This is a genomic window from Cellvibrio sp. 25HG11W-0 (assembly GCF_057815475.1).
In genome coordinates this window covers 606,072-618,584 of sequence record NZ_CM174230.1, presented here as the reverse complement: position 1 = coordinate 618,584, position 12,513 = coordinate 606,072, and the positions used below count along the sequence as shown (strand labels likewise).

Sequence of the window (12,513 nt, the reverse complement as noted above, 5' to 3'; positions counted from 1 at the left end):
AAGCGACAGTGCAGGCATGAGTGTTTTGATACACGGACACACAAGCCATCAAGAACATGAAGACCAAAAACAAAATGAAAACAGTCAGGAGTTGTTTGCTAGTCATTGCTGTAATCCCCACGCGTAAAAACGGTTTTACCCGCTTGCAGGTCAGCAACAAACTTAATGACATTGATGAAACGTTGACGCCCAATTTTTACATGCGGTAAAGCGTCAGTTTCTACAAGGCCACGCACCGTATCTTTTGTAGTGCCCATGAAGGATGCAAATTGTGCTTGTGACGACACAGGCGGCAAAGCAGTTAGGGAAACAATGGTTTGATGATCCAGAGACATTAAGCGGCTTCCTTAGCAAGAGTGAAGGCATCGACTTCAACCAAAAATTGTTTGAATTTTGGGAGTTCAGCGATTGGAAAAATCAGAAAGGCATTAGCCAGAAACAAAGTGAAATCTTTTTCACCAAGATTGACCGCGTGAGTGCAACTAGACGACGACAGAAATACAGGAAGGAGGACTTCATAAGGGCGAGCAAGGAAAACACCGGAATTAAAGGTCAACAGGAAGGCAAACCCGCAACCAGTAGACAAAGAGACAGACGGAATAGACATAGCAAGCACCCTTTTGTGTTTAGGTTCAGGGCTTGGCTTTTAAACCACGGTGAGCCACAATGAACCACAAATCGCGAGAATCTATATTACTATGCAATAGTAGAATCTTAATATTACCATGTAAAATTGATGTTAGCTATTGCTATGGAAATAGAAGATAGAATTAAACTAATAATCGAAGGCGAGGGAATGACGCGCGAAAAGTTCGCCTTGAAGGTAGGGATCCCCTATACCCGCATCACAAACATTTTTTCCGGTAGAGCAAAAGTCAGACACGAAGAAATAGAGGCTATAGGAACCACATACCCAGAATTTATGGTGTGGCTTGCCTATGAAAAAGAAATAGCCGAAGCGGGCCAAATAAGCCCGATGACAAAGTCCGCCCTGAGTGAATTAAGAACACAAGGGAAGGCCTAATTATTGCGGCCAAGGTTGCCAGTAGATGGAGGAAGGGAAATGGGAGGGAAAATCACTCTTAAAATTAAGAAATTAAAAGAAATTAGTGGATATCGAAAGGGACACATCATAATTTCGATATTAACTATCACTTTAAGCGTCATATTTCACAATTACTTTTTGAATGAGCATTCCACAGCACTCGAAAAGCTGTCTTATTATGGAACAATAACAACTTTCATTGGCGTAGTAATCGCAGCACTAGAAATTTTTCATAGCGTTAGTATATCGACCAGTATTCGCGATGAATCGCAAAAGTTACTAAACAGGTATAAAGCTCTCAATAAAGCATCAACTTCTAGTGAATGCCTCTTAATTTTGGATGAAGCACATAGAGAGTACACAAAAGGAGACTATGAGACGGCCTTAAGATGCTTTCAATATTTTCGGAGGTTGTATTTAACAATCGGCTATGCAGAAATTGAACTAAAGAACGGAAACATACTAGACCACTGCGAGACGTTCCTACATCAAATTCAACACACAAATATCGATGCACCAATGTCCGAAACAAGAAAGAAGAAATTCCGGGATGCCATCTCAACACTAAAAGCCAGTACTGAAAAAATAAAACACTCAAAAGAGGAATAATTCTATGTGGCCAGAAAAAATTAAAAGTTTTGTTAAAGATATTATTGCAAAAACGGAAGGGGGAACATTTAGTTGGTTGTTTGATTACGCGAATGATTCCGTAACCCTAAAGGGACAAGACTTTCAAGTAGTATTGAAATACTCCTATGACTCAGAAACTTGCATAGGAGCATTTACTCTTTATTATAATGAAAAGAACGGGCAGAATTATCAATTTTATACCAATCAAGAATGGAACGATTACAACCTAGCTCAAAGACTATACGCCTCAGCCCAAGCATCTAATTTACAGCTGCCATTTTAACAAGAAAATAGAGGCAGCTTTAAAATGAAGTATCCATGATGGAATTAAGCTATTTAAAACACTGGAAGGCATCAGCTACGTAGAGCTATGCGAAAGGACAGGAATAGAAAAAAGCGGCTTGAAAACGTAATAAGCGAAAAAGCAAAAATCAGACATGAAGAAATCGAAGCCATTGGCAAAGCTTGGCCGGAATACAGGCTATGGTTTGCCTATGGGGATGAGATACCAGAAGCGTAAGCGTCCAATAAAGCACACATTCCCATTTTGGCCACCAATCATTAGCCTAATCCTTTTTCAACAGAGGAATGATGATGGCCAGATTAACACAAGAGCAATGGCGAGCACTGATTAAGGAGCAAGCCGCCTCAGGACAAACCGCGAAGGCATTTTGCGCAGAGCGCGAGATTGATAATAAATATTTCAGTACACGCAAAAAGCAATTGGCGACGCAACCCGCAGAAAATCGCTTTGTTGCGATAACGACAAAACCCCTCGAAAACCAAAGTATTCAGCTTCACATCGGTGCCACACAGCTGCGTATGCCCACGGGAGTATCGGCGCAATGGTTAGCGGACGTTATTAAGGCGCTTGCATAATGCGCTGCTTTGTTGATCCGCCTGCTATTTTTCTGTACAAGGATGCTATCGATTTTCGCAAATCCATCAATGGCCTCGTCGTAGTGATAGAGCAAGCGTTGGAGCGCTCGGCATTTGAGCCTGCGCTGTATGTATTTTGTAATCGCTCGCGCGATAAACTGAAAATTCTTTATTGGGATGCTACAGGCTTTGTACTCTGGTACAAACGTTTGGAAAAATCCCGCTTTAAGTGGCCAACACAAATTCAAACTGCAACACTTACCTTGAGTGAACAACAATTACAGTGGCTGCTAGGCGGTTATGATGTGATTGGGCATCAACCGGTATTTTTTCAGCAAGCCAGTTAATTATTTTGATGTAACCTCGGTGGTCGTAGTAAAATACGGCCATGCCAAACTCTCATAAATTACTTGTCGAAATTGATTCGCTTAAAGAGCGAAATAAAATATTGGAGCAAGAAATTCGTTTTCTGCGTGAGCAATTCAAGCTGGCGCAAAGCCGCCAATTTGGCACGTCTTCAGAAAAATCCCCAGATCAACTTGATTGGTTATTTAACGAAGCGGAAGTAATAGTAGACGAAATCCGTGCAGACAGTGACGCAGAGATAACAACAGACGCTACAGCGGCGGATATCACATCTGCCGCCACTTCAACTAAAAAGAAAACCGGCCGTAAACCATTGCCCGCCGATTTGCCGCGTGAAACACGCATAATTGATATCGCTGATACAGAAAAAATGTGCCCTTGCTGTAATGGCGACTTACACAAAATCGGCGAAGAAAAAAGTGAACAACTAGAATACATTCCCGCCAGTTTAAAAGTCATTGAAACCCTGCGCCTGAAATACGCCTGTCGTCAGTGCGAAAAGAACCATACGAATACGCCGATTGTGATCGCCCCTGTGCCAGCCAGCCCCATTCCCAAAAGTATGGCCACGCCCAGCTTGCTGGCACACATTATCGGCAATAAATACCAATTGGCACTGCCGCTGTATCGCCAGGAAATTATTTTTAAGCAACTGAATATCGACCTCAATCGCAACACCCTGTCCAACTGGATAATGCGTAGTGCGGATGTTCTTGAAAGGCTATTGCAGCGATTAACAATAACGCTGCTAACACAAACCGCCATCCATGCAGATGAAACGCCAGTGACAGTGCTTCAGGATGACAAAAAAAATTACATGTGGGTCTACTGTAGCGGCAGAGATTCTCCTGATCCGAACAGCTCCGCGAACAACATTGTGATTTACGACTATCAACCCAGTCGCGCAGCTGCTTGCCCGAAAGAATTTCTAAGCGGCTATAAAGGCTATTTACAGGTTGATGGTTATGCGGCTTACGAAAGCACTCAAGCAACACTGGCTGGTTGTATGGCTCATGCACGCCGGAAATTTACCGATGCGCAAAAAGTACAACCAAAGGGCAAAGTAGGCCGTGCTGATTGGGCAGTGGCGCACATTCAGAAACTCTACCGTGTGGAAGCGCTACTGAACGACAAAACACCGGAAGAAAAATATACCCTGCGGCAGTTGCATGCTGTACCGCTGCTCACTGAATTTAAAGCATGGCTCGATAAATCAGTGGAACAGACGCCCCCTAAATCCACATTAGGTCATGCGGTCGCATACACGCTGCGACAATGGAGAAAGCTCACTACCTACACACAACACGGACAACTGTGCATCGACAATAATCGCGCGGAGCGCGCCGTAAAACCCTTTGTGATCGGCCGCAAAAACTGGCTGTTTAGCAACACCGCCAGCGGTGCGAGAGCCAGCGCGATTTTATATTCGATTATCGAAACGGCTAAGGCAAATGGTCTGAATCCGGTAAAGTATGTTGAGCATTTGCTGACAGAAATCCCTAAGCGCAATACAGATGATGGACTTGAAGATTTGATGCCTTGGCAAGTAAATCTAGGTGTGGTTGGTTAGACGCTTACCCAGAAGCAGGGCAAATAAGCCCAATGACAAAGAAAACAATGAGTGAATTAAGAACTCAAGGGAAGGCCTAAAAATAGCGGCCAAGGTTGCCACTCGATGGAGGAAGGGAAGTTGGAAAAAATGATCAATAACAATACTTACAATAAAACAATGAAGCCATTGAAGAGCTGGCATGACCTACTTTTAAAAAAGTGAAAAATAAACGAATCAATTCAGAGAAATCGACATCAGGAAAACAGCGAAATAAAAAATTAACTAATGATGAATTATAAGTCAAAATTATCAGAAAGATAATAAAGCAAAGAAATTAAAACTCAACAAACACCACTAGTATAACTTTAAAAAATCTACTCAATAAAGCTCCACATGTCGGAAAATAGGAAATGATCAAAGGTCTTTATATGATCCCTTAAGATTGGCTCAGTAATCATATTTGGACGAATATCACAATAGTACACACCATCCAAAGGATTTAGTTTTACGGTATAACCTTTAAAATGCCCAGGTAGAAAAGTTGCACTAATTCCATACTTACCCTCCTGACCTTTTCTTTGAACATCATTCAAAAAAACTGCAAAATGAGGCGTAGCTTTTTCAGTAAGTCTGTTATATAAAAACTTATCAATGAAGACTTTATCTAAGCGATCCTTACTCGATGTTTTAACCGAACCAATGGCCATTACTTCCCCATCTTTGATTAAGTTAAGATCATGCTGATAATTCATCTTAAAAGCTTCTTGCCCATCGACTTCAACTGGAACACGAATAGTTCCTTCAGTTACCTCAAGGCCACATCGCTCAATAATTAAACGTATAAACCTTTCAAACAAATCACCATTTAGTTTACGAGCAGTATTTGACTGATTCGCAGGAAGAGCATCCAAACAAGCGCCAATAGATTGCTGGGATGAATAAACCAACCGATTTATCAACTCCCTATTTTCAGCCGTATCAAAGTCTTGCTCCCTTATATTTCCAATTAAATCCTTAAACTTAAGTGACTGAACTTCAAACTCCTCGAAGGAATAAAACAAATTTGAATTAATTGGCCTTGTTACATTATAAGTTCCATCACTTTTATACTGAAGAAAACGATAGTGATTTTCGTTTTTAGAGACAATTACAGCCTGTAAGTTTTCCTTTATAAACTCAAGATAGAACTTCGGAAAATCTAAAAAGTCCTCAATACTCAAAAAATTGTCTTTGTTAAGCGTATGTGAAACCAATTGCTTCAAATTCATCTAATTGAATTCCTTCTTTTGTCATTTAGTCGATCAAATTCGATCCACTGATCTTTGGTCCTATAAACAACTCTATCAAGCCTGTCCATAGCCCACTTATTATATTCAGGCTCAATATCACAAGCCGCCCAAGACCTTCCTAACTGTTCAGCAACAGCAGCCGTTGTGCCTGAACCTGAAAAGGGATCAATTACAAGATCCCCCTCATTAGAAGAAGCCAAAATAAATTTACGAACCAACTCTTCAGGTTTTTGAGTAGGATGTTCTGTTTTTTCTCCCATACCGTTACAAGTAGTTGGAACCTCAAGTACATCTCTAGGTTTAGCCCCTCTTGGATGAGGAGTCCAAACATCGACTCTCTTCCCTCCATTATTATACTGACTCGTTTCAGCTTGCGGATGTGAAGGATATTTCAGGGTATGCCCGCTATATGGAATTCTCACATCATCCACATTAAAAACTTGCTTTTTTGACTTACGCAAATGAAGAATACTTTCATGAGACCGCCCCCAGTCATTACCTAAATTCGCTTTATTTTTATAGTGCCAAATAAGCCAACGACAAGTTTTAAAATATTTCATCGACGGATGTTTAATATCAGCCAATATCTCTGAAAAGCCGCAAACATACAAAGTTCCTTCTTTTTTAAGCACTCTATAAGCTTCAGATATCCACTGCATGGACCATTCAATATACTTCTCTTGAGTTTCAAACTTATCCCAGTCAGCCTTATTAATATTATAAGGTGGATCCGCAAAAATAAGATCTACTGACTCCGTTTCAAGAGTTTTGAGCCATTCTATTGAGTCACCTTCGAATAAAGTTCCATTTTTACGCTCATAAACTGGAGAAAACAAACTACCTTTCTTTCTCTTTCGTCTTTTACCTTTAAGCTCCTTTTCAAAGAAATTATCTTGCTCGACTAATTGTCCGCTAGACACTATTGCTCTCCTGATTCCAGCTGCCGAGATAATTTATCTTCAGCCGCTTCTATTAACCAAGCAGAAAGAGACAACCCTGCAAATTTAGCAGCGTCTTTATATGTGTCTTTTTGCGATGGAGTTACACGAACAGGAGGTAGTACTTCGGAAGCACTATCTAGCTTTCGAGGCCTACCACGTTTCGATGGGGATGATTTAATCATGGGGCGCATTATTGTATATACATAATATATTATCAAGCTTGAGCTAAAAAATAGAATGCCTACCCAACTATCGAAAAGATTAACCACACTAATAGCTATAATTTGCTTATTTTTATGTTTTAGTAAGTTTTAGCATGGAATTAAGCCATTGATTTACAAGGAGTTGAGGTTGAGTGTGGGTAGGTTATCCGCTCTCATAATGCTGGGGTCGGCGGTTCAAGTCCGCCTCTAGCTACCATATTTAGAAAGGGTTTGCAGGTTAGCGCTTGCAAACCTTTTTTTATGACTTACCAAAAACTTACCAACTTCTCTTAAAAACAAATCCCCGAAGTAAAAGCAGCTTGAGTGCACACCCGTGATAGGTGATTGCCACCCTTTGCCGTGTGGACAAAACGCGATAGACCACCAGAGCCGGAAACACCGTGTTGCGTTGTTGACCACACTACCCGCGCTCACGCGCCCTTACGTCCTAACCGGACGCCCACATCAGCAATAAAAATCAAATGGGGGAAAGGTCGCGAACTTTTGCCATGTAGTCAGGGGCCAAGTGAGCATAACGCATAGTGACTTTCAGGTCAGAGTGACCGAGAACTCTTTGCAGGGCGAGAATATCCCCACCATTGATCAAGAAATGACTTGCGAAGGTATGCCGGAGAACGTGGGTAAGTTGACCATCAGGCAAGACAATACCGGAGCGTTCGACAGCTTTCCTAAAAGCCCCCTTACAGCTTGTAAACAAACGAGAACCCACCGGAAAAGCCACCGCACGAAGCTGCAAGACCAACTCAGGTTTAAGCGGCACCACACGCACACGACCGTTTTTAGTGTCCGAGTAAATCACGCGATCAGCGAGCAAATTGGCAGGCGAAAGATTGTTTGCCTCACTCCAACGGGCACCCGTAGCCAGACACAACCGCGCAACCGCCCCACAGTGATTATTGGTAGATTTATCGCACTCAGCCAAGAGCAAAGGTATTTGTTCGACAGAGAGAAAAGACAGCTCCCTTTCACGCTCCGCAAAAGTGCGAATGTTAGCGAGAGGATTAGCACCGTGAAATTGCTCCAGGCGAATAAGCTCAGCAAAAACAGCCCGAAGATAACGAGTTTCATGATTGACCGTAGAAACAGAAACCTCAGTTAAACGCTTTTCACGATAGCGAGAAAACAACGCAGCCGAAAACTTATCAACCGCAGGATCACCCAAAGCCTCACAAATAGCGAGCGTGCGAGAAAGGCGATATTTTGCATCACGAAGCGTAGCACCATGCACCGAATACCAAAGGTTCACTAAGTCAGATAAACGCCGACGATCAACCGTAAAGCGATCAGGTGCGGCCTGATAATCAAGCTCATACTTAGCCTGCAAGATTTTTAGTTCTTGTTTAGTAGCGCGGACACGGACAATACGAGGGCCAGAAGAACCCGCAGGATAAAAATCTAAACGATAGCGACCATTAGACAAACGCTTAATCATGCAGCAACACCGCCAAGAGTTAGTAAACGCATTTTTTCAGAAACGAAGTGATGCAAAACTTCAGCAAGTAAATCAGATTCACCAAAAAGCCGAACACTGAAATAATCAGAAAGCTCAGCTTCTAGACCACAAGAAAGAATTTTAGAAACGACGAAATCAGCGGTATAACGCTTGCGAGCATAGAGCCGGATCTGATTACCCAGCCAGAAAGCAACATTGCGACGGGTATTTTGAGAAGGCGGCTTAGGTTGACGACGATAATCAAGATCAGGCACCGGACAAAAAAACTCGACATCTTCGATCAGAGCTTGCCACACAGGGTCGATATAGCTGGTGGAGTGCTGCAGCCTAAAGTTATTTAACGCGTACTGCCAAAGCGCGGTAAGGTGAGGCGCCAAATCAGCATAGGTTTTAATAACAATATTTTTTCCATCAGCAGCTTTAGTGCCCCAACAAAATTGATTTACAACCGAGTGATGAAAACGAGCCTCAATCCGGTGAACCGTATCCACAGTGGAATATTCAGACATGGAATCAAGATTGGAAAAGTCACCGTTAAAATCTGAAGAAGGAACCTTAGACCAAATACCCGACCAGAAATCCAGCTTGTCAGACTTCAAAGCCTCAGCCGTTTTATCGTAAATACAAAACTGCAAAGCACCCGCAGAGCCAAAGGTATAAGACTGCCCCGCCCCATAGATCACTGCAGTTTCGTTAAGCTGCAATTGAGCCTCAGAGATCGAATTAAATCTGTATTGACGCTTAGCCTTAGCCACTAACCGAGATTCCAAATCTGCAGGCACCTGAAAGCCTTTTACATCGACAGCAATATGACAAGACACCCCAGAAGGAACGAGCTGTAAACAGAAGAGAGAAGCTATAGCGTTAATTTCAGCAGTGAGCGAGCTAGGCGAATGCTGAGAAATTAATTGAGGCGTACATTCAATCTTTAAGTGAGAACCGCTTAAATCCTCTTCAGCATAAAAAGACTTCAGCAGCACAACAAAGCCAAGATCAAGATTTTTCAAAATGAACTGATAGCCCGAGGACTTACTAGAGCGCGTCAGGAGCCAATCGATATCGCCGATAGTCATGTATTGCGCCGTAGAGTCATAGGCAGACTGAACGAGCTTCAATACATCAGGTTTGATGATGCAATTATAAAGCTGCTTAATCGTATCGACACCGGAGTGAAGATATTTTAAGCCGGAAAGATCAACCGTTTGAGACTGGTTTATAAATTGGGAACCGTGCCGATTCCAAAACTTGTTTTCATAACGCATTGTGCGGATTCCTTAAAAAAGCGGTTTAAGAAAAAGAGCAAATTTGTGTTGGTTTGTGGTTCTGTGTGTCGATGCACCCCCCTTATTATTAACGTGTTACAGAGACGTCAGAGGGTCGCCGCAAGGGCGCGGGGCAAGCCCTGATCGCGCCCTTTTGCGGCTGAGCCCTCCTGAGAGGAACCATCGGAGTTGTAGTTATCAGGTTTGGTGTAGTCAAAATATCCGTGGTTTACATAACGATTACAGGCGGCTTCTGAAATGGCTAAGGGTGTGGCCTGTTGAGTGAAGCACTTGCACACGGGTGGACGCTCAAAACCTCGGTTAAAGCGAATGCATTGCGGCCGAGGAAATGATTTAGGGGCGGTTAAGCCATCATAGACAGGCGCCGACCAAGGAACATCAGGCAGCCTCGGAGTATGGAGCGCGATGTATTGCTCTGTGGTGATATGTTCAGCCGATCCAGACTTGAAGCTTTGCAGGTTGGAACCAGTGCCGGCTATATCAGCAACAGACGGCATTGAGGGTAATGACGAGGCGATATCATCCACATGACCGCGATCACGCCACGACGAGACAAAGTGAACGATTAAGCCGATTAGGACAATCAAGGCGATAAAGGGAATAAAAACCTTGAGCGGAATTTTTTGTTTATGGGTGTGCACTTCTGCTGATTTGTAGGTCCCGAAGTATTTCTTATCGAACCCTACCCGCTTAATCACCGCTTCTTTGCGTTTGAAATGATCATCAACATCAGTAACGCACTTTTCCCACGTAAGCCACTTGGCAGACTCCATGCCGAAGATTCTTTCTATGTGGGTGTGGCGGCCTACAAAGCGCCGAAAACCCGCATCAAGCAGGTTTGGGGATTGGGTCATAAAGACTAAGTCGAAGCCCTTATGACGATGCTCCGACATTTTGAGAATCCATTCAGGGATAGGTTTACGCGGATCACGTACCGGAATTAAATACTGGGCCTCATCGACCACCAGCACCGAACCATCAGGCAAGGTATCCCATTCCTTAACCTCGGATTCATCCAGACTGATCCACGGCAGTTTTAGCTCTTTAATGCGGTGATAATAAATCGTGCGATCTTTAAAGGTTTTATCTTCTGATATCAACTTAATGACATTGAGTGTTTTAGAAGAACCAGGCGCACCCGTAAATAGATAAATCATTTAGGCCTCCCATGGAGAGCCGGGCTTTTTCCAGACCACGGTTGTTGATTTAAAGGCGAGTTTTAACCCTATGGCAATGGTCATGGCCGTGAGCATGATTTTAAAACCTGCATCTAATTTCATGATCAAAAATATTTGCAGCATATCGGCAGGCAGGCCGTTGAGTTTTGACAAAATAAAATCAGAGAGCTTATCGACCACCACGGAAACGCCCGCATAGGACACCACCGAGAAGCCCAATAAGTTAATGACCTTCTCCACCGCGAAGGGCAGCAGCCATGCGAAAAATATCGCCAAGCGGGAAAAGAACTGACCGAAGAACGGCAGAATTAAGGCGTAGAGGTAACGAATAGCATTCAGGATAAAACCAAAGACAGGCAGCATAAAATCACCACTCGATTGCGCGATAAATAATGACGGAGCCTAAATAGGAGAAAATCAGAATCACAAGACCTGATATCTGGCCCGCAAAATCGCATAGGGGTTGATAAGAAATATTGTAAGTACCGAGGGCCAAGGTAATAGAGCGATCTGAAGGACAAGTACCACCCGCACCCGAGGCCGCCGCACCATCCAATCCAGAAAAATCGAAGGCACTACCGGAGCAGGTATCACCATCACAACTTCCATCACCATTACCCGAGCCATCACCACCACCGCTGCCGGAAGAACCGAGCGCGGTTAATTGACCGTTAGCATCCGTAGTGGGACTGGGGGAATTTACAACGGCTTCAAAGTTGGCTTGAATTTGTTGGTTGTCGTTAACAGGGTTATTGGTGTTGGTATCATCAAAGCCTTTGCAGTTGTTTAACCACAGCTGCGTGAGAATGGCGCACTGCACAGGGTCGCCATCACATGCAGGATTGGTAGAACAATCGGCAGCGGTAGCCGAGCCATCACCATCGCCCTGCTCTCCTGTACCCGAGCCAGAACCAACAGAGGAAGACGCCGCAGAGGTATTGCCCGACCCCGACCCATCGCCAACACCTGTACCCGTACCATTGCCAGACCCGCTACCAGAACCCGAGCCGGAGCCGTTATCGTTTGATCCATCACCCGAACCTGATGACGTGTTAGAACCTGCAGAGGTGTTAGACGGGGCCGAACCATTAGAGGGTGAAGAGGAAGGTGGATCATCGGTAGGTGGCGAGTTATCACCACACACATTCCACGAACCATTTGCCGTGGTATAGACAGAGGCATTTTGTCCGGCAGAGCAACCACCGTTACCGCAAATAAAACCACCACCTACTGCAATAGCCGTGGAGTACGTCGAGCCGCAATCATCAGGGGAATCCTCAGGATCACGGCAAAAGCCCTCGTACATAACTTGGGGGGGATTACACTCATCAGGTTCAGGAGGCTCATCATCAATACAGGATGTTTGAGTAGTGCCGCTGCCTGTGATAATCGTGTTTAAGTGTTGACCCTCAGGACATGAGCAAGTGGACACCACCGCGCACTCAACACGTGCCTGATCAGGATTATTAAGATTTATGCCATATTCACGATTAATTTCTACAGAGCCGGGCAAAACGGTAGCGCAAGAGTAACCAGAATTACTATAAATAGCGGCTCTTTTAAGGCACGTAGGCGCAGCAGAATGAGACAGTGACGAAAAAGCAATGGATGCTAAAAATGTCAGCACAAGAACAATAATTTTCATAAGCCACCTATACCGCATCAGCTAAGAG

Annotated in this window: 15 protein-coding genes; 6 read left to right on the top strand and 9 right to left on the bottom strand. The window is 43.8% G+C overall.

Features of this window, described 5'->3' with window-relative positions; translation table 11 throughout:
- Positions 1-98: 98 nt before the first annotated feature.
- Both AC0KUT_RS02740 and AC0KUT_RS02735 read right to left on the bottom strand, forming a co-directional pair.
- Positions 99-335, bottom strand: a complete 237-nt coding sequence (locus AC0KUT_RS02740) for a MerR family transcriptional regulator (protein ID WP_488833313.1) — start codon at positions 333-335, stop codon at positions 99-101.
- Positions 335-607, bottom strand: a complete 273-nt coding sequence (locus AC0KUT_RS02735; RefSeq protein ID WP_488833311.1) for a hypothetical protein — start codon at positions 605-607, stop codon at positions 335-337. Before AC0KUT_RS02735 ends, AC0KUT_RS02740 begins: the two co-directional genes overlap by 1 nt.
- A gap of 144 nt (positions 608-751) precedes the next feature.
- On the opposite strand from AC0KUT_RS02735, the gene AC0KUT_RS02730 reads away from it, so the two are divergent.
- The 6 genes from AC0KUT_RS02730 to tnpC all read left to right on the top strand — a co-directional run bounded on the left by AC0KUT_RS02730 (position 752) and on the right by tnpC (position 4,490).
- Complete coding sequence (locus tag AC0KUT_RS02730) at positions 752-1,024, top strand: helix-turn-helix domain-containing protein (RefSeq protein WP_488833309.1); 273 nt, start codon at positions 752-754, stop codon at positions 1,022-1,024.
- 39 nt (positions 1,025-1,063) lie between these two features.
- Positions 1,064-1,654: a hypothetical protein gene (locus tag AC0KUT_RS02725; RefSeq protein WP_488833307.1), complete on the top strand. Its 591-nt coding sequence runs from the start codon at positions 1,064-1,066 to the stop codon at positions 1,652-1,654.
- Between the two features lie 4 nt (positions 1,655-1,658).
- Positions 1,659-1,958 carry a hypothetical protein gene (locus tag AC0KUT_RS02720; protein WP_488833305.1) on the top strand — a complete coding sequence of 100 codons (300 nt, stop codon included), beginning with the start codon at positions 1,659-1,661 and terminating at the stop codon, positions 1,956-1,958.
- A 305-nt stretch (positions 1,959-2,263) separates the two neighbouring features.
- Complete coding sequence (gene tnpA, locus AC0KUT_RS02715; protein WP_488829881.1) at positions 2,264-2,554, top strand: IS66 family insertion sequence element accessory protein TnpA; 291 nt, start codon at positions 2,264-2,266, stop codon at positions 2,552-2,554.
- Positions 2,554-2,901, top strand: a complete 348-nt coding sequence (tnpB, locus tag AC0KUT_RS02710) for an IS66 family insertion sequence element accessory protein TnpB (protein ID WP_488829882.1) — start codon at positions 2,554-2,556, stop codon at positions 2,899-2,901. The genes tnpA and tnpB overlap by 1 nt, the downstream gene beginning before the upstream one ends.
- 41 nt (positions 2,902-2,942) lie before the next feature.
- Positions 2,943-4,490 carry an IS66 family transposase gene (tnpC, locus tag AC0KUT_RS02705; protein WP_488829883.1) on the top strand — a complete coding sequence of 516 codons (1,548 nt, stop codon included), beginning with the start codon at positions 2,943-2,945 and terminating at the stop codon, positions 4,488-4,490.
- A gap of 356 nt (positions 4,491-4,846) precedes the next feature.
- Here the strand turns inward: tnpC and AC0KUT_RS02700 are convergent, their stop codons facing one another.
- The 7 genes from AC0KUT_RS02700 to AC0KUT_RS02670 form a co-directional block, all read right to left on the bottom strand.
- Positions 4,847-5,740 (bottom strand): hypothetical protein, encoded by an 894-nt coding sequence (locus AC0KUT_RS02700; protein WP_488833304.1) that lies wholly within the window; start codon positions 5,738-5,740, stop codon positions 4,847-4,849.
- Positions 5,737-6,681 carry a DNA-methyltransferase gene (locus AC0KUT_RS02695; RefSeq protein WP_488833302.1) on the bottom strand — a complete coding sequence of 315 codons (945 nt, stop codon included), beginning with the start codon at positions 6,679-6,681 and terminating at the stop codon, positions 5,737-5,739. The genes AC0KUT_RS02700 and AC0KUT_RS02695 overlap by 4 nt, the downstream gene beginning before the upstream one ends.
- Positions 6,682-7,383: 702 nt before the next feature.
- Complete coding sequence (locus AC0KUT_RS02690) at positions 7,384-8,358, bottom strand: phage integrase (RefSeq protein WP_488833325.1); 975 nt, start codon at positions 8,356-8,358, stop codon at positions 7,384-7,386.
- Positions 8,355-9,641: a hypothetical protein gene (locus tag AC0KUT_RS02685; RefSeq protein WP_488833324.1), complete on the bottom strand. Its 1,287-nt coding sequence runs from the start codon at positions 9,639-9,641 to the stop codon at positions 8,355-8,357. The genes AC0KUT_RS02690 and AC0KUT_RS02685 overlap by 4 nt, the downstream gene beginning before the upstream one ends.
- A gap of 107 nt (positions 9,642-9,748) precedes the next feature.
- A complete protein-coding gene (locus tag AC0KUT_RS02680; protein ID WP_488833323.1) occupies positions 9,749-10,819 on the bottom strand; it encodes a zonular occludens toxin domain-containing protein in 1,071 nt (356 codons plus the stop codon).
- Positions 10,820-11,203, bottom strand: coding sequence for a DUF2523 domain-containing protein (locus tag AC0KUT_RS02675; RefSeq protein ID WP_488833321.1), 384 nt, complete (start codon positions 11,201-11,203; stop codon positions 10,820-10,822). It lies immediately after the preceding gene.
- A gap of 4 nt (positions 11,204-11,207) precedes the next feature.
- The gene (locus tag AC0KUT_RS02670) at positions 11,208-12,485 is read right to left on the bottom strand and encodes a virulence factor TspB C-terminal domain-related protein (protein ID WP_488833320.1); all 1,278 of its coding nucleotides are present in this window, start codon (positions 12,483-12,485) and stop codon (positions 11,208-11,210) included.
- Positions 12,486-12,513 lie beyond the last annotated feature (28 nt).

Bases quoted from the DNA above. Each gene is read 5' to 3' on its own strand.
- AC0KUT_RS02740 (WP_488833313.1), bottom strand. From the start codon at position 335: ATGTCTCTGGATCATCAAACCATTGTTTCCCTAACTGCTTTGCCGCCT.
- AC0KUT_RS02735 (WP_488833311.1), bottom strand. From the start codon at position 607: ATGTCTATTCCGTCTGTCTCTTTGTCTACTGGTTGCGGGTTTGCCTTC.
- AC0KUT_RS02730 (WP_488833309.1), top strand. From the start codon at position 752: ATGGAAATAGAAGATAGAATTAAACTAATAATCGAAGGCGAGGGAATG.
- AC0KUT_RS02725 (WP_488833307.1), top strand. From the start codon at position 1,064: ATGGGAGGGAAAATCACTCTTAAAATTAAGAAATTAAAAGAAATTAGT.
- AC0KUT_RS02720 (WP_488833305.1), top strand. From the start codon at position 1,659: ATGTGGCCAGAAAAAATTAAAAGTTTTGTTAAAGATATTATTGCAAAA.
- tnpA (WP_488829881.1), top strand. From the start codon at position 2,264: ATGATGATGGCCAGATTAACACAAGAGCAATGGCGAGCACTGATTAAG.
- tnpB (WP_488829882.1), top strand. From the start codon at position 2,554: ATGCGCTGCTTTGTTGATCCGCCTGCTATTTTTCTGTACAAGGATGCT.
- tnpC (WP_488829883.1), top strand. From the start codon at position 2,943: ATGCCAAACTCTCATAAATTACTTGTCGAAATTGATTCGCTTAAAGAG.
- AC0KUT_RS02700 (WP_488833304.1), bottom strand. From the start codon at position 5,740: ATGAATTTGAAGCAATTGGTTTCACATACGCTTAACAAAGACAATTTT.
- AC0KUT_RS02690 (WP_488833325.1), bottom strand. From the start codon at position 8,358: ATGATTAAGCGTTTGTCTAATGGTCGCTATCGTTTAGATTTTTATCCT.
- AC0KUT_RS02685 (WP_488833324.1), bottom strand. From the start codon at position 9,641: ATGCGTTATGAAAACAAGTTTTGGAATCGGCACGGTTCCCAATTTATA.
- AC0KUT_RS02680 (WP_488833323.1), bottom strand. From the start codon at position 10,819: ATGATTTATCTATTTACGGGTGCGCCTGGTTCTTCTAAAACACTCAAT.
- AC0KUT_RS02675 (WP_488833321.1), bottom strand. From the start codon at position 11,203: ATGCTGCCTGTCTTTGGTTTTATCCTGAATGCTATTCGTTACCTCTAC.
- AC0KUT_RS02670 (WP_488833320.1), bottom strand. From the start codon at position 12,485: ATGAAAATTATTGTTCTTGTGCTGACATTTTTAGCATCCATTGCTTTT.